Raw genomic sequence first — 23858 nt, forward strand, 5'->3', positions numbered from 1 at the left:
CTTTTTATAGGGATGTATATGGGTTAGAGTCCAAGACCCTGCTTGATGGCCGCAACGTCGAGGTTGGAGGCCACAAGCTGGGCGGCTTGTTGGAATTTGTGGGGGTCGCGCAGCTTGTGCCTGGCGAGCAGGGACTCCATTCTGCGGGCCACGGAATATGTATCGTCCCGGACCACCATGATGGGCACCTCCGCGTTTTCGGCGCGCGAGAGGATGATGTCGTTGGGGTAGAGGTTGCCGGTGAGGATCAGGCAGGCGCAGCGGCCTTCGATGGCCACCAGCTGCAGGTCCGAGCGGTCGCCGCCCAGGATGACGGCCGCTTTGGGGTACTTGCGGAAATGCGTCAGGAAATTCTCCACCTGCATGGTGCCGATGAGGAAGCTCTCGGCCACCACGTCGCCCCTGTGGGCGCTGGAGATGAGCTTGCCGCCCAGGCGCTCGGCCAGCGCGTTGACCGTGATGGCGCCGAGCAGCCTGTCGTGCGGGATGAGCCCCAGCACCTTGATGCCCCGCGAGGCCAGGAAGGGGATGAGCACGGCGTTGAGCTCCTCCATGTAGTGGCCGGGGACGTCCGAGAGCACGCAGCCGAGCAACTTGTCGCCCAGGGTCTCCTTGATGGAGAGCAGGCTGTCGTAGTGCATCTCGTGGGTGCAGCGGTCCACGATGAGCACGGGCGCATCCAGGGCCTTGGCCACGGTGGGGCCGTCGACCCCGGCGTAGAGCCCGGAGTGCGAGAACCCGCCCGATCCCCCGATGAGGGTGATGTCCTTGCCCTTGGAGATCTTCTTGTAGGCCTCCACGATGGGGCCGGTGCGGTCGATGCCCGGGCCCTGGGCGAAGGCCTTGTGCATGAAGTCCTGGGTGACGAGCACCGGGGTGGCAAGTTCGGGCGGGATGTCCTGCCCGAGGGCCTGGCTGATGGTGTGGGCGTCAAGGTCGCCCCAGGCGTCGCCGATCCTGGCGGCCTGCGCCCCCACGGGCTTGAAGTAGCCGACGCTCAACCCCTCGGCGCGGAACTTGAGGCCAAGTCCGAGGCAGAGGGTGTTCTTCCCTGAAAAGGGGACGGTGGAACCGATGTACAGGCCGGGCATGGTGTGTGGGTTCTCCGTTCGCTATTGTGGCAGAAGCATGAGCCGCGCGTCAGCGATGATCGCGCGCTCGTTGTTGACCAGCACCGGGCCGAGTTCGGCCTCGTAGATCTCGGGAAAATCCAGGGCCATCTGGGAGACGCGGATCACGATGTCCTCCAGGGCCTCGATGTCGACAGGGGCCTGCCCGCGCACGCCCTTGAGCAGCATGTAGGAGTCGATCTCGCGGATGAGCTGCCGGGCGTCGTGCATGGAGACGGGGGCGAGGCGGTAGCTCACGTCCCCCAGCACGTCGGTGTAGATGCCGGAGAGGCCGAAGCGCAGCAGGGGGCCGAAATTGTCGTCGCGCCTGAAGCCGATGGTCACCTCGACCATGTTGTCGGGGGCCTGGGCCTGCACCATGCAGCCGCTCACGTGGGCGTCGGGCCGGGTGATCTTCACGTGCCCGGTGATGTCCAGGAAGGCCGAGCGCAGCTCCTCCGGGGTGGAGACGCCCGTGGCGACGCCCCCGGCGTCGGCCTTGTGGGTTATCTGGGGCGAGGCCACCTTGCACACCACAGGATAGCCGATCTTCGCGGCCGCGGCCAGGGCCTCGTCGGAAGTTCTGGCCAGGATGGCGTCGGCGGCGGGGAGGTCGTAGGCCCTGAGCACTTCCTGGGCCAGTTCCTCGGGGATCTCGGTCATGCCCTGGGCGCGCACGTCCTTGATGACGCGGCGGACGATGTCCTTGCGGCCTTCCACGCTGGCCATCACCGGGGAGGGGCGGCTCTTGCGCAGGCCGTAGCGGTACATGGCCTCCAGGCTGCGCACGGCCTGCTCCGGGAAGGTGTAGCAGGGGATCTTGGCCTCCTTGAGGATGGCCACCCCCTCCTCCATGCGGGACTTGCCCATGAAGCAGCACATCACGGGCTTGAGGGTGCCGTCGGCGGCCTTGACCACGGCCTTGGCCATCTTGGCGGCGTCTGTGAAGGCAGTGGGCGCGATGAGCACCAGCAGCGAGTCCACCAGGGGGTCGGCCAGCAGGGCGGCGACGCTCTTGCGCAGACGGGAGTCGTCGGCGTCGGCCAGGAGGTCCACGGGGTTGTAGATGCCCGCCGTGGTGGGCAGGCTCTTCTTGAGCGCCTCCACGGTGCCCGCGGAAAGCTGGGCCATGGCCAGGTGGGACTTCTCCGTGGCGTCGGCGGCCAGGATGGCGGGGCCGCCCGCGTTGGTGACGATGGCCAGCCTCGGCCCGGCGGGCAGGGGCTGTGTGGAGAAGGCCTGAGCCAGGTCGAACATTTCGGAGATGGTCCGGGCGCGCAGGATGCCGGTCTGGCGGAAGGCCGCCTCGTAGGCGTGCTCGGAGCCCACCATGGACCCGGTGTGCGAGGACGCGGCCTTGGCCCCGGCTGCGGTGGTGCCTCCCTTGAGCACGATCACGGGCTTCTCCCGCGTGATCTTGCGGGCCATGCGCAGGAATGCCTCGCCGTGCTCGATGTTCTCGATGTAGCCCAGGACGACCTTGGTGTCCGGGTCCTGCGAGAGGGAGTAGAGCATGTGGGTTTCGTCCACCACGGCCTTGTTGCCCAGGCTCACGAACTTGGAGAAACCCACGGATTCGCCGATGGCCCAGTCCATGATGGCGGAGCACAGCGCCCCGGACTGCGAGAAGAACGCGATGTCCCCGCGCTTGGGGAAGCCGGGGGCGAAGGAGGCGTTGAGCCCGTCCGCGGTGGAGAGCACGCCCAGGCAGTTGGGGCCGATGAGGGCGATGTCGTTGTCGTGGCATATGCGGGCCACTTCGGCCTCGATCTTCCAGCCCTCGCGCCCGGATTCGCGGTATCCGGCGGAGACGACCACGGCGGCCCGCAGCCTGTGCGGGATCAGGGACTTGAGCACGCCGGGCACGGCGTCGCGCGGCACGGCCAGCACGGCCAGGTCCAGCGAGGGGGGCAGCTTGGAGATGTCGGTGACGATGGTGTGGCCCAGGATGGTGCCGGGCTTGGGATTGACGGGGAAGAGCTCCCCCTTGAAGCCGGCCTCGATCATGTTCTTGAAGATGGTGTGGCCAATCTTCCCGGGAGACCTGGATGCGCCGATGACGGCCACGGTTTTCGGGCTGAAAAGCGCGTCAAGGTGCATCCGTTTCTCCACAAGGCTGGGCGCGGCCCAGGAAAGTCCAGTTGGTTGGAAAAAAGCGGCCGCCTAGTCCCCCTGGCGGAACCGCTTCGGCTTATGGCCGAAAAAAACTAATACAACTTCCGTTCCATTGTACCTAAAGTCGTGATATCGGTAGCTTAAGGCGAAAAGCGGCTGTCCGGTCCACCGGAATGACGCTGTTTGTCCGGTTATTCGGACGGTCGCATGGGGAGAATCCGTCCGGTAGTTCGGACAGCGGCGGGCAGGCTGGCCGCATTCTATGCCCCAAGAGCGGGGGGGCGTCAATGACGCCGGGAATCAGCGCCAATGCTGGAAGGAGGAGGCATGCCGCAGGCTGGAAGCGCAGCGAAGACGGTGGTTGTCGCCGGGGCCGGTTTCGGAGGGCTCTGGGCGGCCAAGACCCTGGCCGGGGCGGGCGTGGACGTGGTGCTTGTGGACAGGCACAACTTCCACACCTTCCTGCCTCTTCTGTACCAGGTAGCGGCGGCCGAACTGGAGCCCAGCCAGGTGGCCTACCCAGTGCGCGGAGTGTTCAGGGACTGCCGCAACGTGCGCGTGGCTCTGGGCGAGGTGCGCGGCATCGATTTCGGAGCCCGCGCCCTGCTGACCGACGGCCCGCCCGTCCCCTACGACTGCCTGATCCTGGCGCTGGGCAGCCAGACCAACTTCTTCGGCGTGCAGGGCGCGCCCGAGAACTGCTTCGGGCTCAAGAGCCTGGAGGAGGGCATCGTCCTGCGCAACCACATCATGCGCATGTTCGAGCTGGCCTCCCTCACGGACGAACCGGCCCTGCAGCGCGAACTGCTCACCTTCGCGGTGGCCGGGGGCGGCCCCACGGGCGTGGAGTTCGCCGGGGCCCTGGCGGAGCTCATCCGTGGGCCTGTCGCCAAGGATTTCCCCCTGCTGAACCTGAGCCAGGCCCGCGTGGTGCTGCTGGAGGCCGGGAACAAGGTGCTCGGCCCCTTCCACGAGTCGCAGCAGCGCTACGCCTTGAACACCCTGGGCCGCAAAGGCGTGGAGGTGCACCTGGGCGCCGTGGTCTCCAGGGTGTCGCCGGACAGGGTTGATTTCAAGGACGGCAGCTCCCTGCCCACACGCACGGTTGTCTGGGCCGCGGGCGTCAGCGGGCCGGACGTTGCCCGGGATCTGGGGCTGGAGGTCGGCCCAGGCGGTCGCATCCCCGTGAACGAGAACCTGCAGGCCCGCTCCCACCCGGACATATTCGTGGTGGGGGACATGTCCTGGTTCGAGGGGCCGGGCGGAGCGCTGCCCATGCTGGCCCCCGTGGCCATGGACCAGGGGCGCGCGGCCGCCAGAAACGCAGTGCGCCTGCTCGAAGGCAAGCAGCTCAAGCCCTTCCGCTACCGCAGCAAGGGGGTCATGGCCACCATCGGGCGGTCGGCGGCGGTGGCCAGCCTGGGCAGGCTGCGCATCATGGGCTTCGGGGCCTGGGCCGCATGGCTCTTCGTGCACCTGATGATGCTCATCGGCTTCAGAAACAGGCTGGCGGTGCTCATCAACTGGGCCTGGGACTACCTGTTCTTCGAACGCTCGGTGCGCCTGATCATCCCCGCGAGGGCCAGGAGGGCGCGCGGGGACAAGCATGCGGAAGAGGAACGTCCCGCCGGGGGGAAGGACGGACGCTAGGGACCAGTCAAGCCGGTTTGGGCAGGGTGAGCCCGGGAAGGGTCAGGGGAGTTCGCTGCGCCTTGCGCTTGCGGCGCTCGAAGATTTCAGGGCGGGAGCCGAGGCGGAAGCGCCACAGTGGGCAGGGCTCGAAGGGCGCGCGGCAGCCAGGCGAGGCGGCGCAGGCACGCACTCCCTCGCGGTCCCCGCAGCAGATCAGGCATTGCCTGCGGATGGCGCGCACGGGGGGCCTGTCCGCGCCTTCGGCGTCGGCCATGCGGAAGGCGTGCAGGGGGCAGCCGAGGGCGCCGCATTCGGCCACCAACTGGTAGGAGCCGCCCATGCAGGCCACGCAGAACTTGCGGATGGACTCGAGCGCGCCGAGTTTGCGCGTGGTCGTCCCGCTCATGTGCCCTCCCGAGAAATGGTTTCGATTCGTGCCGTTTTGCGCCCCGTCGGCGCAGGATATGCTCCCTGTGAGCCTTCCGGCCCTAAAATGCAAGAGGCAGCTGCCGATAGGAGGAGCAAGGAAAGTGGAAAAACCATGAACAAACTTCTCGCAGTACCGGTTTTGGCGTTCGCACTGACCTGCGTTTTCGCCGGACCGGGCCTGGCGGCCTCGTCCGAGAGCGAGAAGGAGCGCCGATTGGCCGAGAAGTACCGCCAGTGCATCGAAGCCTGCCGGAAGCACGTCCGCAAGCCGGGAAACACTCCGGCTGACTGGTCGCGCGAGATCCGCGAGGAGGCCCGCATCGACGCCTGCGAGCATCATTGCGACAGGCTGATGCTGCGCGGATTCAGGAAATAGTCGAATCTGCCACAGCGGGCGGATTACGTCGTGTTCAAGTGGGTCGACATGTGCGTATGAAAACTGTATAAGAAGCAATCTCATTACAGGCGTAGTCACCATGTCCGTCACCCACCCCGCGATTACCAGTCCACGCTCACGAACCATCCTCAAGGACATCCTCGCCCATGGGCTCATCAGCATCCGCTCCGGCGCGACCCTGGGCCGCGCCCTGGGGCAGATGCACAAGGAGCGCATCAGCGCCCTGGTCTGTCTGAACCGGGGGCGGCCCGTGGGCATTCTCACCGAGAGGGGTGCCCTCACAGCCCTGGCCGGGACCGGGCAGGACGGCTTGAAGCGTCCGTTGCGCGAGATCATGACTTCTCCGGTGTGCACCGCCGTCGAGGACACGCCCGTACACGAGGCCTTCAGCCTATTGCTGAACAAAGGCATCCGGCACCTCGTGGTTGTGGACGCCAAAGGCCGGGCCGTGGGCATGGTCACCCAGACCAACATGGTCCAGCATCTGGGCGTGGAATACTTCGTGGAGGTCAAGCGCGTGGGCCAGATCATGACGCGCGCCCTGGCCACTCTTTCCACCGAGGCGAACCTGTCCGAAACCATGGAACTGATGATCCGCGGGCCGTTCAGTTGCGTGGTGGCCGTTTCCGGCGGCAAGCCGGAGGGCATACTCACGGAGCGAGACATGGTCGGGCTGCTCTCCGATAGCCTGGACCTGAAAGCCACGCTGCTCGGACAGGCCATGTCCCGGCCGGTGGTCTGCGTGGACGAGGATACCTCCGTGCACAACGCCGCAGCCCTGATGAGCAGGAAGAAGGTTCGCAGGCTCGTTGTTGTGGACGGCGCTGGCGATGTGCGCGGCCTGCTGACCCAGTCCGACATCGTCAAGGGGATGGAGGCGCGCTATGTCGAAATGCTGCGCGAGGTCATCCGCGAAAAGGACGAGATGCTGCGGGAGGCCGTGGGCGAGGCGGCCCGGAAATCCATCTATCTTGACAGCATCCTCAATTCCTCCATGGACCTGGGCATCGTCGCCAGCGAAGGAAACACGCTGGCCTTCGTCAACCAGGCCGCGCGCAGGATGCTCTCCCTGCCCGAGGGCGAGGGAATAGGGCAGGATCTGCTGGGGCTGCACCGGGCCTTGGGGGTGACGGCCCGGAGTTTCAGGAAGATCCTCGCAGACGCCAAGCGCGGCAAGGAGCACGGTTTCTGCGTCCAGGTAGGCAGCGCGGAAGGCATGCGCTATCTTGAGGGGCGTGTGAACGGCATTCGCGGGGGCGGAAACCAGGCCGAGGGCTTCCTGCTGACGCTGCAGGACGTGACCGAGAAGCGCACCGCCGAGGAGACCGTCAGGCGCATGGCCTACCACGACGCGCTCACCGGCCTGCCCAACCGCTTCCTGGTGGCGGACAGGCTGGAGCAGGGCCTGGCCCAGGCCAGGCGCAAAGGGAGCCTGCTGGCCGTGATGCTCCTGGACCTGGACGGTTTCAAGCAGGTCAACGACACGCTGGGTCACAACATCGGGGACCAGCTGCTTCAGGCCGTGGCCGGCCGTCTGGGCGGGCTGCTGCGCAAGTCGGACACGGTGGGCCGCATGGGCGGGGACGAATTCCTGGTCATCCTGCCCGAGGTCAAGACCCCCGAGGGCGCGGCCGCCGTGGCGGGGAAGATGCTGCGCGCCGTGTTCGAGGCGTACGCCATCGGCGGGCATACGCTCAAGCTCTCCACCAGCATCGGCGTGTCCTTCTATCCCTGGGACGGCTCCGATGCCGCGACCCTGATCCAGAAGGCCGACAAGGCCATGTACGCCGCCAAGGGCGCCGGACGAAACGCCTTCCGGTTCTCCGACTCCGGCCCGGACGGGCAACCGGACACGGGCTTGCCTCCGCGCTGATCGGGCGGAACCCCTCGAAAGCTTGACGGCCCGGCGCGCATCTTCGGATGCGGCCGGGCCGGATTCGTTTGCGGGCTCGTTATGAGGCTAGGGCGCGGTCGCGGCCGCCGCGGGCGTCCTCTGGCCGCCGAAGACCGGGTTGGAGCGCCTGGCGTCCTCGATGATCTTGGCGCGCAGCTGCACGTAGGCATCGCGGGCGGCGGTGTAAGGCTCGATGGAGGAGCGCTTGAGCTCCTCGTAGATGTCGATCATCTCGGGGAACCGGTTCATGCGGCCCGCCCCGGAAATGGCCAGGGTGAGCACTATGGGCGTTTGCAGGTAGGTTGTGGGCTGGACGGCCACATCCCCGGCTATGCCGATGCCGTCCCGCAGAGAGGAGGGGCCGACAACCGGCAGCACGAGGTAGAACCCGTGCCCGAAGCCCCACACGCCCAGGGTCTGGCCGAAGTCGAGCTTCTGGGGGCCCATGTCCGGCTTGGATGCGGCCAGGTCGTACAGGCCGCCGATGCCGAACGTGGAGTTGACCAGGAACCTGCCCAGCTCGCGCGAGGCCATGTCCGGCCTGAGCTGGAGCACGGCGTTGACGAAGCGCACCGGGAACAGGAAGTTGGAGTAGGCGTTCTCGATGCGGTCCCTGCCGTATTTGGGCACGATGGTGGTGTACACCTTGCTGACGGGCTTGACCACGCCGATGTACAGGCTGTCGTTGAAGGCGAACCAGAAACGGTTCCAGGGCTCGATGGGGTCGGCCACGACGGGCCCGAGGTCATCTGCGAAGTCGGCCGGGGCCGCCGGGGCCGCCTTCTTCGTGGCGCAACCGGCCAGGCCGGTGAGGGCCGCGAGCAGCAGCACAATGACAAGGGAGCGTTTGCCGTCGAGCATTTTTAAACCTCTAGCTGGCCGAACCCATGGACTCCACACGGCTGATGAGCTGCGCCGGAGATTCCTTGACCAGGATCTGGTTGAACTGGTTGCGGTAGTTCTGAACGAGGCTCACGCCCTCGATCGTCACGTCATAGACCTTCCAGTCGGATTTCTTGATGAGCCTGTATACTATAGGCACCTCCTTGGTGGAAGTGACAATTTTGGTGCTTACCTCGGCCCGGCCATCGCCCAGCGGGGATTCGTCCAGAAATACGACCTTCTCGTCGGTGTATGCCTCGATGCGGCGCAGGTAGGTGCGCTCCAGCAGCTTGACGAAGGCCTTGGTGAAGCGCTGGCGTTCGTCGGGGTTGAAGCTGTCCCAATTGGCGGCCAAGGTCCGCTTGGCCAGTTCTTCGGGGTCGAACACGCGCCCGACTGCGGTATAGAGTTTCTCCACCCGGCCGGAGTCTCCGGCCTTGGTGGTGGTCAGCACGTTCAATACGGCGTCCACGCTGGACTTCAGCGCGTCCTTGGCCTCGCCGGCCAGGGCCGCGTGCGAAAAAAGCAGCACGAAAAGGATCGTGCCGATGGCGCGAGCCATCATTTCTTCTCCTCCTTCACTCCACCGAACACATACTTGCCGATGAGATCCTGCAGGTCCACGGAAGATTCCGTTTCCGTCAGCATGCCGCCGGGCGGCACGGGTTCGCCCGCGCCACCGGGGGTGATCTTGACGTACTTGTCGCCGATGAGGCCGTTGGTCTTGATGGAGACGATGGCGTCGTCGGTGAGCTTGATGCCCGTGCTCAGACGCAGGTCCAGGATGGCGCGCTTGTCCGGCGAGAGGCCGATGGCCTCCACCCTCCCCACGCGCACCCCGGCCAACTCCACGCTGGCGCCTTCCTTGAGTCCGGTGACGTCGATGAACCGGGCCTTGACCACGTAACCGTCGCCCCCGAACACCTCCATCTTCCCGAGCTTGATGGACAGGTAGCCAACGCAGAGGAGCCCGGCCAGGACGAACAGGCCAACTGCGGTTTCAATCGAGTAGCTCTTCATTGTCCCCACCCAATAGGTCCGCCAATTCTGTAATGCAACATTCTTCTCACAGCAAAAACGAAGTCAGTGCATAGTCCGCCGCCAGTATGGACACGCAGGAGGCCACGACGGCAGTAGTGGTGGCCAGGCTCACGCCTCTGGCGCCGAATCCGCCCTCGCGCCGATGGGCGTAATACCCCTGGTAACAGCAGATCGAGGCCACCAGAGCCGCGAACACGGCTGATTTCACGAATCCGCTGGTGACGTCCTGCATGACCACGCCGTCATATATGCGGGCCATGTAGATGCCGGGGCTCACGCCCAGCATGAGCACCCCGGTCAGGTAGCCGCCCATGATCCCGATGACGTCGAACATTGCCGTCAAGAGCGGGAAGCAGATGAGCGAGGCCGCCAGCCGGGGGCTGAACAGGTATCGCACGGGGCTGACGCCCATGGCGTCAAGGGCGTCTATCTGCTCTGAAATACGCATGATGCCAAGCTCGGCCGCCATGGAGGAGCCCGCCCGCCCGGTTATCATGATGGCCGTGAGCACCGGCCCCAGCTCCCGGATGATGGAGAGGGCCACGGCCACGCCCAGCAGGCCTTCGGCCCCGAACTTTACTAGCGTGTAATACCCTTGCAATCCCAATACCATGCCGGTGAACAGCCCGATGAGCAGGATCACCGAGACGGACTTTACCCCGATGAAGAAGACCTGCTGCACGGTCTTGGCCCATTGCAGCGGCAGGCTGAAGACCAGCAGGGCGCCACGGCAGACGAAAAGGGACAGGGAGCCAAGCTCCCAGGCCAGCCCCAAGGCCTTGCGCCCGACGGATGCCGGAATATCGAGAATGCCGGAAAGTGCTTTCATGGATTTGGGGAATGGCCGTCACCGGATGCGTGTGCAGCCGTTACGCGAAACAGCAGGGATTTCAAGTAGGCCGTTTCGGGCATTGCCGGGTGCACCGGGTGGTCCGGCCCCTGGCCGCCCCGCCAGACGAGCTGGGAGCGTCGCTTTCCGGCCAGGGCCGAGACGATCAGGCGCTGGAACTGCTGCTCCTCCATGTGTTGGGAGCAGGAGGCCGTGAGCAGGAATCCGTCAGGGGTAAGCAGCCTGGCGGCCAGCTTGTTGACGGTGTGGTAGGCTCCCATGCCATGGTCCAGGTCTTTCTTGCGCTTGACGAAAGCGGGCGGATCCAGGCTGATGACATCGAAGCGTTCGCCTTTGGCGGCCATCTCCTCCAGGAAGTCCTGGGCGTCGGCCTTCACGGCGCGCACCTTCTGGGAAACGTTGTTGCGGGCTGCGTTGGCGGCGACGTGCTCGACGGCCGCGCCGGAGGCGTCCACGCACACTGCCTCGCTGGCCCCGGCCAGGGCCGCGCCCACGCCCAGCGCGCCCACGTAGCTGAACACGTCCAGCACGCGCCTGCCCTTGCACAGGGGGAGTATCGCCAGACGGTTGGGCCGCTGGTCGTAGAACCAGCCGGTCTTCTGGCCCGAGGCCAGGCTTGCCCGGTAGAGGCCTTCTCCCTCCAGCACCTCCACCTCGTCCGGCACTTCGCCCTTGGCGGCCACCACCTCAAGGGGCAGGCCCTCCAACTGGCGGGAGCGCACGTCGCCCTTGAGCAGAACCGCACGGGGGCGCACCAGTTCGTCCAGCACGTCCAGCACGTCCTGGCGCAGGCGCTCCATGCCGGCGGTGAGCAACTGCACGCTCAGCACGTCGGCGTAGCGGTCCACAACCAGGCCGGGCAGGTGGTCGCCCTCGCCGAAAACCATGCGGTAGTACGGCCGTGGGAAGAGCGCCTCGCGCAGGGCAAGGGCCTGGGCAATCCTCTCCCGCAGCCAGTCCCTGCCGAGGCGTGCGCCAGGGTTCTGGTCGCAGATGCGCGCCAGGATCAGCGACCCCGGGTTCACGTAGCCGACGCCAAGCGCCTGGCCGCGCGCAGAGACCACAACCGCCTGGTCGCCGGGGCTGAAGGATGCGAGCGGACTGCGGGCGGTGTCCACCTCGTTGGAGAACACCCAGAGGTGCCCCACCTTGAGGCGGCGTTCCTCGTGCTTCTTCAAATGGAGAATGGGAAGGTTCATAAGCGACGGTCCTGTAGGACTTCCGGGCGGGCTTTGCAATATTTCGTCTTGAGAATGAAACCGTTGAGGGTTATTTTTCTCCCATGCGTACGGTAGCATTCATCCTCTTCGCGGTCGTAACGGCCGCAGCGGCGGCGCTTTCAACCCTGGTGGCCACGCGTTACCTCACCCTCGAGAAAGACGTGCTCGAGGCGCGGTCGCACCTGGAATCTATAAGCATGGAACGCAAGCGGCAGGAAGAGGAAAAAATGGCCCTCCGGCTGGACCGTGAGCGCATCCAGTCCGAACTGGAGGCCCGCCTGGCCGAGCAGAAGAACCAGCTGGACGACTGCACAGCCCTGCGCCTGAACGATCTGGAGGACCTTCGGGCCTCCATGCTCAACCTGAACAAGCGCCTCACCGACATGCAGAACCAGCTGTCGGCCTCCGCCACCCGCGAGGGGCACAGCGACGCTCCCCAGCCGGGAGCGCAGCCCCCGGCCGCGCCATCCGCCAGTCAGGCCGGAGGCGCCCCGGCTCCAGCCAGTTCGACGGACGTGCCCAAGGGGGCCATCCCCACGCCGGAGCAGGAAGCCAAGAAGCTGGACAAAGCGCAGTAGCCCGTCTTTTGCGGGGCCCGATGCCCGAGCCCGAAGCCGGAGCTCGATGTCGGAACCTGATTCCCGTGGCCCGAGCCTGAGCCCGAAGCCGGAGCCCGAAACCCGTGCCCGAAACGCGCCGCGCGGCGCGAAACCGCAACCACCGGAGGCGTTCATGCCGCTCGTAGCCGTCAGTGTATTCAAAGGCCGCAGCCCTGAGCAGAAACACGCTCTCCTGGAGGCCGTGCATGAAGCGCTGGTGTCCGCTTTCGGCATCCCCGAGCCCGACCGCAACATCCGCCTGAATGAATACGCCCCGGGTGACTGGCTGCTGCCCCCGGGCAAGACCGAACGCTACACCCTGGTGGAGATCCACGCCTTCGCCGGGCGCAGCCCCGAGGCCAAGGGCGCGCTCTACGCCCGAGTGGTGCGCAACCTGGGCGCGCTGGGCGTGGAGCCCTCGGACGTGTTCGTGATTGTGGTGGAGCAGCCCCGCGAAAATTGGGGCATCCGTGGCGGGCAGCGGGCCGACCTGGTGGATCTGGGATATAAGGTGAAGGTGTAGGCGGCGATAGCCGCTAGGGACCTGTGCGAGCGCCGGATGCGGGCGGCACTTCTGTCCGCGGATCACCGGCCGTGTCGCGGCTTCGAATGTACAGCCCGGACGGCTACGCCGCCCGGGCTTTTCCTTTGCTCCGCGGTTGGCCTCAACATCCAGTGTCAGGTGATCGCCCAGGGCCGGAGACGGCTTCAGGGGATGTACCCGTTCAGGTTTCCCGGCGCGTAAGGAGTCTCGGGGACATCGGGGTCCGCTTTCACCATCTTACCAAGGCGATCCCGGAGGCTCTGATGCACCCCGAGCGCCGGGGCAGCCGGGAACTGGCGCGGCGACGTCAGCATGGGCATGGCGCAATGCCGCCACGGCTCGTGGGCGCAGCCCTCGGCGTCGGGAGCCAGAGAATCAATCCATCCATCAACGAAGCTCAGTTCGAGGCCTTCCAGCTTATTGATCATCCAGATCAGGGCATGGTCGGAGAGTCCGCTCTCCTTGTCCCCGATGGGGTAGCCTCCGCCCACGTCGGAGTGGGCGCCAGGGAAGAGCGCCTGATCGACGCGGTCGTCGGGCGCCCAAAGTGTCGGGGTAAAGTCCCTGCGCACTTCATCCACCGACACCGCGTGGTAGCCGTGCTGCACGCAGCCGCTCAGATCGGTGTCAGCGAAGCGGAAAACATCCACGCGTCTGTCCCTATCGTAGAACGGGATGCCCAGCGCGCCAACCGTGTCCCACACGGCCACGGCTTCGATGGGTATGGGCAAACGTCTGTAGATGGGCGGGAAACGCTTTTGAAGGTAGACCTCAAAAGGCTGCAGCACGGCGTCGAGCCTCTCGTCAGGGTTTTCCTCCGCGGGATGCGTGGTGAGATACTTCTCAAAGCCTTTCAGGAAGTCCGTGATTTTCTCGAACAGCCCCGGAACCGCCATCTTTTCCCTACGATATTCGCTCCAGGTGGCGACACCGGCATGGTAGGCCGCATCCTTGTCGGAAAGTTTCATCCGCTCAGCGTCCAGCAGCCCCATTGCGCAGATCATGCCCGCCAGGGCCCGCACGGTGTAGGCCCCACGGCTGAACCCCACCAGGATGATCTTGTCGCCGTCCTGGTAATGGCGCGAGATGAACGTGTAGCCGCGCACGATGCGCGCGATGATGCCCGCCCCGAAAGCCCCGCCCAAGGCTCTCACGAGCTTGTTGGAGCTGTGCCCCACGCCATGGAGGTACTTGGCGACCATCACCGGCGATCCGCTGGCGGTGAGCACGCACTCCTGCTCAGTGTCTTTGGATATCACCGGCGAATCGCATTCAAGCCGCCGGTAGAGCTTGAGCACGTTGGTGATGTCGGCGAGGTTGTCGTGGTCCGCATCCTCGCAGTCGGGTCCGTTCCAGGTTCCGTCGGCACAAAACACTATGAATTTCGCCATGGCTTCTCCTTCCTGTTCAGGTTGTCATCCACGCACGACTTTTACGAATCTATATTTAAATATTTAAAATAACTGAATATTGTATTTGCTTGCTTCTAGCACGGGTTGTGCTGGATGCAAGCCCGATCTTGCAGGCAGGGGTGTTTGGATCTGTCACGAGTTGAGGCGTTGACATGTTTAACCGTTTGGTTAAACTGTTCGGTAAATGAAAGCCCGAACCGCCACAACCAAGCCTGCGCAGCCTCAGGACGACGCCCCTGTGGAGGCCATCCTCCAGGCTGCGGCGACCGTGTTCGCCGAGCACGGCTATTCCGGCGCGCGCGTGGAGGCCATAGCCCAGGCCGCCGGGATCAACAAGGCGATGCTCTATTATCGGGTGGGGGCCAAAGCCCGGTTGTACGAGCTTGTGGTGGGCACGCTCTTCGACCGTGTGGCTCGCGCCGTGGAGCAGGGCAGGCAGGTGCAGGGCTCCCCCGCGCGCCAGCTCGGGGCCGTGCTGGAGCGCGTGGCCGAGCTCTTCCGCGCCGACCCGCGCCTGCCGCGCATCATGGCCTGGGAGCTGGCCTCCGGCGGGAGCAACATGCCCGGCGCGGTGGTGCGCCACTGGGGCCGCATCCTGCAATCCGTCGCGCCCTTGGCCGTGGAGCTGGGGCTCGATCCGGTGCTGACGTATTTTTCCATGGTCGGGCCCATGGTCTTCATCTCGCTTACGGAGCCCATCCGCAGACGCTTCGGCGGCGAGCTGCCCGAGCATCTGCGTACGGCGGCCTCGGCCCATGCGGGCGACATGGCCGCGTTTCTGGCGGATATGATCCGCAAGGCAGCCGGGGAGGCCTCATGAAACGACTGATTCTGGCGCTGGCAGCCGCGACCGCCCTCTGCTGGGGATGCTCGAAGGGCGCCGAGGGCGTGTACCAGGGGTATGTTGAGGGCGAGTTCGTGTATGTGGCTTCCCCCTACGGGGGCAGGCTGGACGAACTGGCGGCGCAGCGCGGGGCCTCCGTGCGCGCGGGCGAAGCCCTCTTCGTGCTGGAGCACGAACTGGAAAGCCAGGGCGTCAACCGCGCCCAGGCCAACCTCAAGCGCGCCCAGGACACCCTGGAGGATCTCAAGAAGGGCCTGCGCCCCCAGGAGATCGACCAGATCCTGGCGCGCATCGCCCAGTCCGAGGCGGACCTGGCCCTGGCCCGGCTTGAGCTGGATCGCAGGCGCAACCTGCTGGCCACGGGAGCCGTCGCCAAGGAGGACTACGACCGGGCCGACACCGCCTACCAGACCGCCAAGGGACGCCTGGACGACTACCGGGCCCAGCTGGCTACGGGCAAGCTCGGCTCCCGCATCGACCAGATCCTGGCGGCGCAGGCCCAGGTCAAGGCCGCCCAGGCCGATCTGGAGCAGGCCAAATGGTCGCTTGGCCAGAAATTCCAGAACGCCCCGCGCGACGCACTGGTGTTCGACCTGCTGCACTACCGGGGCGAGTGGGTCCAGGCCGGGTCCCCCGTGGTCAAACTGCTGCCGCCCGACGCCATCAAGGTGCGCTTCTTCATCCCTGAGCAGTCCCTGGGCGCGGTGCGCCTGGGCCAGAAGGTCACGGTGAGCTGCGACGGCTGCTCCAAGCCCTTCGAGGGTGCCGTGAGCTTCGTGTTCCCCCAGGCCGAATACGCTCCGCCCGTGATCTACAGCCAGGATTTCCGCTCCAAGCTCGTGTACATGGTGGAGGCGCGCTTCGACCCGGAGACCGCCCGTCTGCTCAAACCCGGCCAGCCCGTGGACGTGCGCCTGGCCCCAGCGAACCCCGGGGGCGGCGCGTGAACTCCGGGCGCAGCGGCCCGGCCATCGACGTGTCGGGCATCACCAAGTCCTTCGGGGGCAAGGTGGTGGTCAACAACCTCTCCCTGCGCGTGGAGCCGGGGGAAATCTACGGCTTCCTGGGCCCCAACGGCTCCGGCAAGACCACCTTCATCCGCATGCTCTGCGGGCTGCTCAAGCCCGACTCCGGCTCGGGCTCCTGCCTGGGCATGGACGTGATGAAGGACGCGGCCCGCATCAAGACCCGTGTGGGCTACATGGCCCAACGCTTCAGCCTCTACGGCGACCTCTCCGTGCGCGAGAACCTGGACTTCATGGCCCGCGTCTACGGCGTGGACGACCGCCGGGGTACTGTGGAAGCCATGATCGAGCGCATGCGCCTTGGCCCCTACGCCGAGCAGCTGGCCCAGAACCTCTCAGGAGGCTGGAAGCAGCGCCTGGCCCTGGCCGCCAGCCTGATCCACGGCCCCGAACTGCTGCTTCTGGACGAACCCACCGCGGGCGTGGACCCCAAGGCCCGCCGCGACTTCTGGGACCAGGTGCACGAACTGGCGGGGCAGGGGCTCACGGCGCTCATCTCCACCCACTACATGGACGAGGCCGAGCGCTGCCACCGCCTGGCCTACATCTCCTACGGCAACCTGCTGACCAAGGGGACCGTGGAGGACGTGATCGCGGGCTGCGGCCTGCACACCTGGGAGGTCTCCGGCGGGGATCTTTACGAGCTGGCCGCCGAACTGAAGGGCCAGCCCGGCGTCGAGCAGGTGGCCCACTTCGGCAATACGCTGCACGTCTCCGGGGCGGACGCCCAGAAACTCCGGGAGGCCCTGGCCCCGTTCCTGGCCAGGGGAGCGCAGACGTTCAACGAGGTGCCCACCAGCCTTGAGGAGGTTTTCATCAGCCTCATGGGCAGAAGCCCGAGCCCGCAGGCGGGCGGAGCGGCTAAAGGGGGCAGGGAGTGAGCCTTATGTTCTCCCCGCGCCGGTTCTGGGCCATGGTCGTCAAGGAGTTCGTGCAGATGCGCCGCGACCGCCTGACCTTCGCCATGATGATCGGCATCCCGCTGATGCAGCTGGTGCTGTTCGGCTTCGCCATCAACTCCAATCCGCAGAACCTGCCCCTGGCCGTGCTCTCCAATGACGATTCCGAGTTCTCGCGCACCCTGGTGGCGGCCATGCAGAACAGCGTCTATTTCCGGGTGACCAAGGTCATTCGTAGCGAGGCCGAGGCCAAGCGTCTGCTTGACCTGGGCGACGTGCAGTTCGTGCTGACCTTCCCGCACGACTTCGGCCGCCTGCTGGCCCGGGGGGACAGGCCCCAGGCCCTGGTGGAGGCCGACGCCGCGGACCCGGCGGCCACGGGCTTCGCCCTGGGCGCGCTGGACACCATCTTCAGCCAGAGCCTGAACCGCGACCTCATCGGCCCGCTGCTGCCCCTGCGCGCCCAGCCCGGCCCCGTGGACCTTGTGGTGCACCGCCTCTACAACCCCGAAATCCAGACGCGCTACAACATCGTGCCCGGGCTCATGGGCGTGGTGCTGACCATGACCATGGTCATCATCACGGCCCTGGCCATCACCCGCGAGCGTGAGCGGGGCACCATGGAGAACCTGCTCTGCACCCCGGTGCGGCCTTTCGAGGTCATGACGGGCAAGATCGTGCCCTACATCGTGGTGGGCTACATCCAGATGATGCTCATCATACTGGCGGCCAAGGTGGTGTTCGGGGTGCCCATCCTGGGCAGCCTGCCGCTGCTGTTGGCCGTGTCCATCCTGTTCATCGCCGCCAACCTGGCCGTGGGGATCACTTTCTCCACCATTGCCAGCAACCAGTTGCAGGCCATGCAGATGGCGTTCTTCTTCTTCCTGCCCTCCATATTGCTCTCGGGCTTCATGTTCCCCTTTCGGGGCATGCCGGAGTGGGCCCAGTGGGTGGGCTCGGTGCTGCCGCTCACGCACTATTTGCGCGTGGTGCGCGGCATCGTGCTCAAGGGCATCGGGTTTGCGGACCTGCTACCGGAGCTTTGGCCCATCCTGGCCTTCCTGGTGGTACTCATGACCGTGGCCGTGAAGCGCTACCGCCAGACTTTGGATTAGCTCCGGCCGGAAGGCCCTCCAACAGGAAGGACAAGGCGCACTCCACCAGTTCGGCGCGCGCGCCGTTTTCCCCGAACAGGGCGATCTCGGTATCCGGAAGATCCGGGAGGCCGCATTCCCCCCCTATGTCGCGCAGGCCGGACTGCATGAAGGAGCGGCCGAGCACCGAAACGCCCAGCCCTCCGGCCACGGCGGCCTGCATGCCCATGAGGCTGTGGGCGGTGCAGGCCACGCGCCAGGGCCTGCCCGCAGCGGCCAGGGTGTCCAGCATGAGCCGCCTGTAGGAACAGGGGGGAGGCAGCAGCACCAGCGGCAACGGCTCCGTCGGGAGGGCGGCGCCAGCCGCCCAGACCAGCTTCTCCCGCCAGATGACCCGCCCTGTATGGGGATGCGCATCGCGCTTGGCGATGGCGAAATCCAACAATCCCGACGCCAGGGCGCCTACCAGGGCCGTGCTCAGGCCCGTGGTTAGCTCGAGTTGGATACCCGGGTAGGCCTTGGCGAACCCGGCCAGCAGCGCTGGGAGCCGCAGCGGCAGAAAATCCTCCGAAACGCCCAGGCGAAGCACACCGCTCATCGGCGGGGCCGCCAGGCGGCGCACGGCCTCATCGTTCAAGGCGAGTACCCGTCTGGCGTAGCCGTAGAGCGTCTCCCCTTCCGGGGTGAGAGTCGCACGCCGCCTGCTTCGCTCCAGAAGTTCCTTGCCCACCAAGCCTTCCAGCCGCTTGATCTGCTGGCTCACTGCAGACTGCGTCAGGTTCAATGCCACCGCTGCGGCGGTGAAGCTGCCCGACTCAGCCACCGTTGCGAAGCCGCGCAGCAGATCGATTTCCAAGTCTGGCATTCTCATGACACAGAAATAAGTAATGCTAATCAATAAATCAACTCGAATTAATTTCCATAATCAATCTGGGGCGGGTATTCACGGCCCAGGGGATGGACACTGATTGAAAATTCGATACCACAAGCACAAAGAAGGAGGACACCGCCATGAAAGCTATCCTGGCCGCAGGCGGCAGCAAGGCCGCCGACCCCAACGCCTTCCGCGAGGCCGAATTGGAAGCGCCCCGGGCCGCCGGGCGTGATCTGCTGGTGAAGGTTGAGGCCGTCTCCGTCAACCCCGTGGATACCAAAATCCGCGTGCGCACCCCCGTGGGCACCGACGTGGTGCTCGGCTGGGACGCCTGCGGCGTGGTGGAGGCCGTGGGCCCGGACGTGCGCGCCTTCGCCAAGGGCGACAGGGTCTACTACGCCGGTGCCGTGAACAGGCCCGGCACCAACGCCGAATACCACCTGGTGGACGAACGCATCGTGGGCCGCGCGCCCAGGAGCGCGTCCGTCGCCCAGGCGGCGGCCATGCCCCTGACCACCATCACCGCCTTCGAGGCCCTGTTCGACCGCTTAGGCTTCGTCCCCGCGCAGGGAGCCAACGCGGGGCGCAGCGTGCTCATCGTGGGCGGAGCGGGCGGCGTGGGCTCCATGGCCATCCAGTTGGCGCGCTGGGCCGGAATGACCGTCGTGGCCACGGCCTCCCGCCCGGACACCGTGGACTGGTGCAAGGAGCTCGGCGCGGACGTGGTGGTGGATCACCGCCAGCCCCTGGCCGAGGCAGTGCGCGCCCAGGGATTTCCGGAGGTCAACGCCATCTTCTGCACCACGCACATGGAGAAGCACTGGAACCAGATGGCCGAAATCATCCGGCCCCAGGGGCCCGTGGCGCTCATCGACGACCCCAGCGGGCCGTTGGACATCACGGTCTTCAAGCGCAAGTGCGCGTCCATCCACTGGGAGTTCATGTTCGCCCGCCCGCTGTTCGAGACGCCGGACATGGGCAGGCAGGGCGAGATTCTGGAGGAAGTCGCCGGGCTCGTGGATGCGGGCGTGCTGCGCAGCACCCTGCGTGAGACGCTGGACGGGCTCACCGCCGCCAACGTGCAGGCCGCGCATGTGCGGCAGGAGAGCGCGACCATGATCGGCAAGCAGGTGATCGTGTTCTGATTTGGGGGAATTTTGGGGGAAAGCCTCCGGCGGGCAGAGAGGGCGCCGTCCTCTCTGCACTCTCCCGCCAAAGGGACTTCGTTCCTTTGGAATCCTTTATATTGTTGTTGATTGGCTGAACAAACCGGCGGTCGGTGCCTTCACCGACAAGAACGCGAAGCCGTATGGGATTCCAAAGGGAGGAACTCCCTTTGGCCGCCGGAGGCGCTCCTCCTAAAAAAATCTCCGCCAGCCCGGCGCTGCCGGCGTCGCCTGCCCGCTGCCGCCATCGCCACCAGAGTCCTGCTCCTGCGGCGGCAGCGTCTCGTACAGCTCCCGCAGTGTCCGGCCGTCCACCCCGCGGCAGGCGGTCTCCATGCCGCGGCGGAGCCGGGCCAGCACGGGGTAGCGTCCGTCCAGGTCGGGCACGGTGCCGTCGCCGCGCAGGTTCTCCCACCCTGAGAGCAGCTCACCCACGGTGATCCTGTCCGGTGCTGCCAGCAGCGCGTAGCCACCTCCCTCGACCCGGGCGGCGATGCCGATGCGCGTCAGGCGCTCCAGCTCCTCCTCAACCACCAGGGGCGGCAGGCCCCCGGCCTGGGCGGCGTCCTCGGACAGCAGGGGGCCGCCCGCGGTCTCGGCCTTCTCGGTGAGCATCAGCGCCGCCAGCAGGGCGACGCCGCGCCTGTCCGCCAGGGAATAGGCCGCGCTGGCCTTGCGAGCGGCCTCGGTGGGGGCGCTCTGGATGGCGTGCGCCAACTCGGCACCGGCCAGCACGATGAGCCAGCTGATGTAGAGCCAGACCAGCAGCAGCGGTATCTGGGCGAAGCTGCCGTAGATGGCGTTGTAGCCCGTGACCCCGATCTGGTAGCGGATGTAGGCCGCCTGGGCCAGTTGCCAGCCGATCCCTGCGGCCAGAGCCCCGGCTGCGGCGGGAACGGCGCGCACCTCCACGTTGGGGAGGAACTTATAGAGCACGAAGAGCGACACGCAGACCATCAGCATGGGCACGGCCTTGAGCCCCAGAGCGAAGGCCTGGTTGACCAGATCGATCTCGCCCAGCCACTGCACCACCTGCGCGTTCTGGAAGGTCGCCGTGACGCTGAAGGCCGCCAGGATGAACAGCGGGCAGACCAGGATGACGGTGAGATAGTTGGTGAGGCGGCTCCAGACCCCCCGGTTGCCGGGGGCGCGCCAGATGACGTTGCAGGCCTCCTCGATGGTGGAGATCAGCCCCGCCGAGGTGATGAAGAGCATGGCCACGCCGATGAAGCCCAGGGCGCGCACGTTGGTGTTCTGGATGTATCCCAGCACCGCGTCCACGATGTCGGCCTTCTCGGCGGTGAGACGCAGGAGCGCCTCCCGCAGGTAGGGGGCGTCGTAGACGCCGAAGCCTTTGGCCAGGGAGAAGGCCACGGCCAGGAGCGGCACCAGGGAGAGCACCGTGGCGTAGCACAGCGCCGAGGCCATCATCAGGCAGCGGTTGTCCAGGAAGGAGCGGACGAGGGAGGGGCCCAGGCGCGCGGGGGTCATGTCGGTCCTCGCAGGAAGTTGATTTTCCGCATGATACCAATCACGGCTCGGTTTGACGATGGCCTTTTCGCGGGGCGGCCGTCCTTGACATGGTGGCGAGCCCGTGGGTAGCGAATTCATTGCCGGACAAGGCCTTTTCACCAACCCCGACGAAAAGAGGATGCGGATGGACACGAAGATCATGCTGCCGGAATCCGAGATGCCCAGACATTGGTACAACGCCCTGCCGGACCTGCCCACACCCCTGGCGCCCCCGCTGGACCCGGGCACGGGCAAGCCGGTGAGCCCGGAGCAGCTCGCCCCCATCTTCCCCATGGGCATCATCCAGCAGGAAATGAGCCCCGAGCGCATGATCGAGATCCCCGAGCCGGTGCTGGACATCTACCGGCTGTACCGGCCCACGCCGCTGGTGCGCGCCCGCAGGCTGGAGAAGGCCTTGGGCGTGAAGTGCAAGATCTACTACAAGGACGAGTCCCGCTCCCCGGCGGGGTCGCACAAGCCCAACACGGCCATCCCCCAGGCCTACTACAACAAGCTCGAAGGCGTTAAGCGCCTGGCCACCGAGACGGGCGCGGGCCAGTGGGGCACGGCGCTCTCCTTCGCCTGCAAGATGTTTGGCATGGATTGCACGGTCTACATGGTCAAGGTGAGCTACAACCAGAAGCCGTACCGCCGCATCCTGATCCAGTCCTACGGGGCGCAGATCTTCGCTTCGCCCTCCGAGATGACCCAGGTGGGCCGCTCCGTGCTGGCCTCCGACCCGGACTGCCAGGGCAGCCTGGGCCTGGCCATCTCCGAGGCCGTGGAGGACGCCGCCACCCATGAAGACACCAAGTACGCCCTGGGCAGCGTGCTCAACCACGTGGTGCTGCACCAGACCATCGTGGGCCAGGAGGTCAAGAGCCAGCTGGCCATGGCCGGGGACAAGCCCGACTACCTGGTGGGCTGCGTGGGCGGCGGCAGCAACTTCGGCGGGCTGGTGCTGCCCTTCCTGCCGGAGAAGCTGGCCGGGGAGAAGATCACCTTCGTGGCCGCCGAGCCCAAGGCCTGCCCGACGCTGACGCGCGGCCAGTACCGCTACGACTACGGCGACGTGGCCCGCCTGACCCCGCTGCTCAAGATGCACACCCTGGGGCACGCCTACATGCCCGCGCCCATCCACGCGGGAGGGCTGCGCTACCACGGCGACGCGCCCCTCGTGTGCAACCTGATGGCCGAGGGGCTCATCGACGCCCGCGCCTACTACCAGAACGACTGCTTCGAGGCCGCGCTGCTCTTCCAGTCCACCGAGGGCTTCCTGCCCGCGCCCGAGACCTCCCACGCCATCAAGGCCGCCATCGACGTGGCCAAGCAGGCCGAGGCGGGGCAGAACGTGGTGTTCCTGTATTCCGGGCACGGCCTACTGGACCTGGCCTCGTACGACGCCTACCTGCAGGGCAACCTGACCGACTTCGAGCACTCCCAGGCCGAGATCGACGAGGCGCTCAAGACCTGCCCGACCATCGAGGGGTAGGGCGCGGGGGAACGCCACCGACGCGACAAGGCCGCCGGGAAAGCCCGGCGGCCTTTTTGATCGCCCTCGCAGGCCCGCGACGCGGCTTGGCGTTGAGCTGCGCGGCCGCCACGGGGTGTCGCCGACCCCGCAACGCCTGTGGCGTGAGCGTTGTGTCGGGCATGCCCCGGAGCCGGCCTGCCTGACGGGTGCCTCCGGGGGGGCTGGCGAATTGAGCCGCGGGCGCCGCTGCCTGGCGGCCGTGGCCCCGGCAGCCGGATATATCCAGCTATTTGCCGTGCATCATCTTGCGGCGGCTGCGTATCATAAGGGTGTCGGCGGCCATGTCCTTGAAGGCGGCCTGGATCACCGTGTCGAAATCGGCAAGCTTGCCCCCGCGCTTCTTGATGAAAGCCTCAGCCGCCGATTTATCTTCAAAAGCCCACTTGGCCTGCTTGCTCATCACGCCCATCCTCTCGCCTCCGAGCACCCAAACGGCCGATTCGGCGTCTATGAGGTTCTTCGTGTCGTAATCCGCAACCAGGATTCTGGCGGGAGCCTTGTCCAGGCTCACGGCCATCTCAAGCACCGCGCAGTGTATGGAACAGGTGCCGTAGGACGTGCCGTCGTCGTATTCGAGCACCATTCGCGCATAGGCGAACATGGCCCTATTCATATTGCACAGAGGGCATGCTGGATGCGCCGTGATGTCGGCAGCCATGGCCATGTCCTCGGGGGCAGGGGTGCCCGCATGCCCGTGCATGTCCCCGTGGCCGCCGGCCCCAGACTGGGCGTGAGATTCCATCTGCGCTGCGGCGAGCCCTGCGCAAACGAGGATGCAACCGAGCA

At 66.2% G+C, this 23858-nt stretch carries 23 protein-coding genes; 11 read left to right on the forward strand and 12 right to left on the reverse strand.

The annotated features are described in order from the left end of the window. Positions 1-23: 23 nt before the first annotated feature. Both MLE18_RS08035 and MLE18_RS08040 read right to left on the reverse strand, forming a co-directional pair. Complete coding sequence (locus MLE18_RS08035; RefSeq protein WP_243438271.1) at positions 24-1091, reverse strand: phosphotransacetylase family protein; 1068 nt, start codon at positions 1089-1091, stop codon at positions 24-26. A gap of 21 nt (positions 1092-1112) precedes the next feature. Continuing rightward, positions 1113-3209: an acetate--CoA ligase family protein gene (locus MLE18_RS08040; RefSeq protein ID WP_243438272.1), complete on the reverse strand. Its 2097-nt coding sequence runs from the start codon at positions 3207-3209 to the stop codon at positions 1113-1115. 342 nt (positions 3210-3551) lie between these two features. On the opposite strand from MLE18_RS08040, the gene MLE18_RS08045 reads away from it, so the two are divergent. Further along, a complete protein-coding gene (locus MLE18_RS08045) occupies positions 3552-4874 on the forward strand; it encodes an NAD(P)/FAD-dependent oxidoreductase (protein WP_243438273.1) in 1323 nt (440 codons plus the stop codon). Positions 4875-4881: 7 nt separating this feature from the next. Here the strand turns inward: MLE18_RS08045 and MLE18_RS08050 are convergent, their stop codons facing one another. Then, a complete protein-coding gene (locus MLE18_RS08050; protein ID WP_243438274.1) occupies positions 4882-5262 on the reverse strand; it encodes a restriction endonuclease in 381 nt (126 codons plus the stop codon). A gap of 135 nt (positions 5263-5397) precedes the next feature. Here MLE18_RS08050 and MLE18_RS08055 point away from each other — a divergent pair, with 135 nt between their 5' ends. Together MLE18_RS08055 and MLE18_RS08060 are read left to right on the forward strand one after the other, a co-directional pair. Beyond that, positions 5398-5661 carry a hypothetical protein gene (locus tag MLE18_RS08055; protein WP_243438275.1) on the forward strand — a complete coding sequence of 88 codons (264 nt, stop codon included), beginning with the start codon at positions 5398-5400 and terminating at the stop codon, positions 5659-5661. Between the two features lie 100 nt (positions 5662-5761). Beyond that, a complete protein-coding gene (locus tag MLE18_RS08060) occupies positions 5762-7555 on the forward strand; it encodes a diguanylate cyclase domain-containing protein (protein WP_243438276.1) in 1794 nt (597 codons plus the stop codon). 87 nt (positions 7556-7642) lie between these two features. Here the strand turns inward: MLE18_RS08060 and MLE18_RS08065 are convergent, their stop codons facing one another. Genes MLE18_RS08065 through MLE18_RS08085 form a run of 5 tightly spaced genes read right to left on the reverse strand, consistent with a single transcriptional unit; the run spans position 7643 to position 11548 of the window. After that, positions 7643-8437 carry an MlaA family lipoprotein gene (locus MLE18_RS08065; protein WP_243438277.1) on the reverse strand — a complete coding sequence of 265 codons (795 nt, stop codon included), beginning with the start codon at positions 8435-8437 and terminating at the stop codon, positions 7643-7645. 10 nt (positions 8438-8447) lie between these two features. After that, entirely contained in the window at positions 8448-9020 is a 573-nt protein-coding gene (locus MLE18_RS08070) for a Tgt2/MlaC family protein (RefSeq protein ID WP_243438278.1), read from the reverse strand. Further along, complete coding sequence (mlaD, locus tag MLE18_RS08075) at positions 9020-9478, reverse strand: outer membrane lipid asymmetry maintenance protein MlaD (protein WP_243438279.1); 459 nt, start codon at positions 9476-9478, stop codon at positions 9020-9022. The genes MLE18_RS08070 and mlaD overlap by 1 nt, the downstream gene beginning before the upstream one ends. 46 nt (positions 9479-9524) lie before the next feature. Continuing rightward, positions 9525-10328 carry an MlaE family ABC transporter permease gene (locus MLE18_RS08080; RefSeq protein WP_243438280.1) on the reverse strand — a complete coding sequence of 268 codons (804 nt, stop codon included), beginning with the start codon at positions 10326-10328 and terminating at the stop codon, positions 9525-9527. After that, positions 10325-11548: a class I SAM-dependent rRNA methyltransferase gene (locus MLE18_RS08085; protein WP_243438281.1), complete on the reverse strand. Its 1224-nt coding sequence runs from the start codon at positions 11546-11548 to the stop codon at positions 10325-10327. The genes MLE18_RS08080 and MLE18_RS08085 overlap by 4 nt, the downstream gene beginning before the upstream one ends. Before the next feature lie 83 nt (positions 11549-11631). On the opposite strand from MLE18_RS08085, the gene MLE18_RS08090 reads away from it, so the two are divergent. Beyond that, positions 11632-12147: a hypothetical protein gene (locus tag MLE18_RS08090; RefSeq protein WP_243438282.1), complete on the forward strand. Its 516-nt coding sequence runs from the start codon at positions 11632-11634 to the stop codon at positions 12145-12147. Positions 12148-12301: 154 nt separating this feature from the next. Next, the gene (locus MLE18_RS08095; RefSeq protein WP_243438283.1) at positions 12302-12691 is read left to right on the forward strand and encodes a tautomerase family protein; all 390 of its coding nucleotides are present in this window, start codon (positions 12302-12304) and stop codon (positions 12689-12691) included. A 185-nt stretch (positions 12692-12876) separates the two neighbouring features. Here MLE18_RS08095 and MLE18_RS08100 read toward each other — a convergent pair whose 3' ends face one another. Further along, the gene (locus MLE18_RS08100) at positions 12877-14103 is read right to left on the reverse strand and encodes a DUF2235 domain-containing protein (RefSeq protein WP_243438284.1); all 1227 of its coding nucleotides are present in this window, start codon (positions 14101-14103) and stop codon (positions 12877-12879) included. 205 nt (positions 14104-14308) lie between these two features. Here MLE18_RS08100 and MLE18_RS08105 point away from each other — a divergent pair, with 205 nt between their 5' ends. The 4 genes from MLE18_RS08105 to MLE18_RS08120 are packed head-to-tail and all read left to right on the forward strand — an operon-like array spanning position 14309 to position 18007. Next, positions 14309-14944, forward strand: coding sequence for a TetR/AcrR family transcriptional regulator (locus MLE18_RS08105; protein ID WP_243438285.1), 636 nt, complete (start codon positions 14309-14311; stop codon positions 14942-14944). Then, entirely contained in the window at positions 14941-15915 is a 975-nt protein-coding gene (locus tag MLE18_RS08110) for an HlyD family secretion protein (RefSeq protein WP_243438286.1), read from the forward strand. Before MLE18_RS08105 ends, MLE18_RS08110 begins: the two co-directional genes overlap by 4 nt. After that, positions 15912-16874 (forward strand): ABC transporter ATP-binding protein, encoded by a 963-nt coding sequence (locus tag MLE18_RS08115; protein ID WP_243438287.1) that lies wholly within the window; start codon positions 15912-15914, stop codon positions 16872-16874. Before MLE18_RS08110 ends, MLE18_RS08115 begins: the two co-directional genes overlap by 4 nt. A 5-nt stretch (positions 16875-16879) precedes the next feature. Continuing rightward, on the forward strand, positions 16880-18007 hold the full coding sequence (locus MLE18_RS08120; protein ID WP_243438332.1) for an ABC transporter permease: 1128 nt from the start codon (positions 16880-16882) through the stop codon (positions 18005-18007). Here MLE18_RS08120 and MLE18_RS08125 read toward each other — a convergent pair. Then, entirely contained in the window at positions 17964-18851 is an 888-nt protein-coding gene (locus MLE18_RS08125; RefSeq protein WP_243438288.1) for a LysR substrate-binding domain-containing protein, read from the reverse strand. The two genes, MLE18_RS08120 and MLE18_RS08125, sit on opposite strands and share 44 nt — an antisense overlap. Positions 18852-18997: 146 nt before the next feature. Here MLE18_RS08125 and MLE18_RS08130 point away from each other — a divergent pair, with 146 nt between their 5' ends. After that, positions 18998-20005 carry a zinc-binding alcohol dehydrogenase family protein gene (locus tag MLE18_RS08130; RefSeq protein WP_243438289.1) on the forward strand — a complete coding sequence of 336 codons (1008 nt, stop codon included), beginning with the start codon at positions 18998-19000 and terminating at the stop codon, positions 20003-20005. 213 nt (positions 20006-20218) lie between these two features. On the opposite strand, the gene MLE18_RS08135 is transcribed toward MLE18_RS08130, so the two are convergent. Then, positions 20219-21517 (reverse strand): YhjD/YihY/BrkB family envelope integrity protein, encoded by a 1299-nt coding sequence (locus tag MLE18_RS08135; protein WP_243438290.1) that lies wholly within the window; start codon positions 21515-21517, stop codon positions 20219-20221. Between the two features lie 166 nt (positions 21518-21683). Between MLE18_RS08135 and MLE18_RS08140 the strand changes: the two genes are divergently transcribed. After that, positions 21684-23030 carry a TrpB-like pyridoxal phosphate-dependent enzyme gene (locus MLE18_RS08140; protein WP_243438291.1) on the forward strand — a complete coding sequence of 449 codons (1347 nt, stop codon included), beginning with the start codon at positions 21684-21686 and terminating at the stop codon, positions 23028-23030. Positions 23031-23298: 268 nt separating this feature from the next. On the opposite strand, the gene MLE18_RS08145 is transcribed toward MLE18_RS08140, so the two are convergent. Then, positions 23299-23814 carry a nitrous oxide reductase accessory protein NosL gene (locus tag MLE18_RS08145; RefSeq protein WP_243438292.1) on the reverse strand — a complete coding sequence of 172 codons (516 nt, stop codon included), beginning with the start codon at positions 23812-23814 and terminating at the stop codon, positions 23299-23301. Positions 23815-23858: the final 44 nt, after the last annotated feature.

This window comes from Fundidesulfovibrio soli (genome assembly GCF_022808695.1).
GTDB lineage: Bacteria > Desulfobacterota > Desulfovibrionia > Desulfovibrionales > Desulfovibrionaceae > Fundidesulfovibrio > Fundidesulfovibrio soli.

What these genes read in the sequence shown, in the direction of transcription:
- MLE18_RS08090 (WP_243438282.1), top strand. Translation starts at nt 11,632, where the DNA reads ATGCGTACGGTAGCATTCATCCTCTTCGCGGTCGTAACGGCCGCAGCG.
- MLE18_RS08040 (WP_243438272.1), bottom strand. Translation starts at nt 3,209, where the DNA reads ATGCACCTTGACGCGCTTTTCAGCCCGAAAACCGTGGCCGTCATCGGC.
- MLE18_RS08110 (WP_243438286.1), top strand. Translation starts at nt 14,941, where the DNA reads ATGAAACGACTGATTCTGGCGCTGGCAGCCGCGACCGCCCTCTGCTGG.
- MLE18_RS08095 (WP_243438283.1), top strand. Translation starts at nt 12,302, where the DNA reads ATGCCGCTCGTAGCCGTCAGTGTATTCAAAGGCCGCAGCCCTGAGCAG.
- MLE18_RS08130 (WP_243438289.1), top strand. Translation starts at nt 18,998, where the DNA reads ATGAAAGCTATCCTGGCCGCAGGCGGCAGCAAGGCCGCCGACCCCAAC.
- MLE18_RS08080 (WP_243438280.1), bottom strand. Translation starts at nt 10,328, where the DNA reads ATGAAAGCACTTTCCGGCATTCTCGATATTCCGGCATCCGTCGGGCGC.
- MLE18_RS08050 (WP_243438274.1), bottom strand. Translation starts at nt 5,262, where the DNA reads ATGAGCGGGACGACCACGCGCAAACTCGGCGCGCTCGAGTCCATCCGC.
- MLE18_RS08120 (WP_243438332.1), top strand. Translation starts at nt 16,880, where the DNA reads ATGTTCTCCCCGCGCCGGTTCTGGGCCATGGTCGTCAAGGAGTTCGTG.
- MLE18_RS08125 (WP_243438288.1), bottom strand. Translation starts at nt 18,851, where the DNA reads ATGCCAGACTTGGAAATCGATCTGCTGCGCGGCTTCGCAACGGTGGCT.
- MLE18_RS08055 (WP_243438275.1), top strand. Translation starts at nt 5,398, where the DNA reads ATGAACAAACTTCTCGCAGTACCGGTTTTGGCGTTCGCACTGACCTGC.
- MLE18_RS08145 (WP_243438292.1), bottom strand. Translation starts at nt 23,814, where the DNA reads ATGGAATCTCACGCCCAGTCTGGGGCCGGCGGCCACGGGGACATGCAC.
- MLE18_RS08070 (WP_243438278.1), bottom strand. Translation starts at nt 9,020, where the DNA reads ATGGCTCGCGCCATCGGCACGATCCTTTTCGTGCTGCTTTTTTCGCAC.
- MLE18_RS08045 (WP_243438273.1), top strand. Translation starts at nt 3,552, where the DNA reads ATGCCGCAGGCTGGAAGCGCAGCGAAGACGGTGGTTGTCGCCGGGGCC.
- MLE18_RS08140 (WP_243438291.1), top strand. Translation starts at nt 21,684, where the DNA reads ATGGACACGAAGATCATGCTGCCGGAATCCGAGATGCCCAGACATTGG.
- MLE18_RS08085 (WP_243438281.1), bottom strand. Translation starts at nt 11,548, where the DNA reads ATGAACCTTCCCATTCTCCATTTGAAGAAGCACGAGGAACGCCGCCTC.
- MLE18_RS08100 (WP_243438284.1), bottom strand. Translation starts at nt 14,103, where the DNA reads ATGGCGAAATTCATAGTGTTTTGTGCCGACGGAACCTGGAACGGACCC.
- MLE18_RS08065 (WP_243438277.1), bottom strand. Translation starts at nt 8,437, where the DNA reads ATGCTCGACGGCAAACGCTCCCTTGTCATTGTGCTGCTGCTCGCGGCC.
- MLE18_RS08035 (WP_243438271.1), bottom strand. Translation starts at nt 1,091, where the DNA reads ATGCCCGGCCTGTACATCGGTTCCACCGTCCCCTTTTCAGGGAAGAAC.
- MLE18_RS08060 (WP_243438276.1), top strand. Translation starts at nt 5,762, where the DNA reads ATGTCCGTCACCCACCCCGCGATTACCAGTCCACGCTCACGAACCATC.
- MLE18_RS08135 (WP_243438290.1), bottom strand. Translation starts at nt 21,517, where the DNA reads ATGACCCCCGCGCGCCTGGGCCCCTCCCTCGTCCGCTCCTTCCTGGAC.
- mlaD (WP_243438279.1), bottom strand. Translation starts at nt 9,478, where the DNA reads ATGAAGAGCTACTCGATTGAAACCGCAGTTGGCCTGTTCGTCCTGGCC.
- MLE18_RS08105 (WP_243438285.1), top strand. Translation starts at nt 14,309, where the DNA reads ATGAAAGCCCGAACCGCCACAACCAAGCCTGCGCAGCCTCAGGACGAC.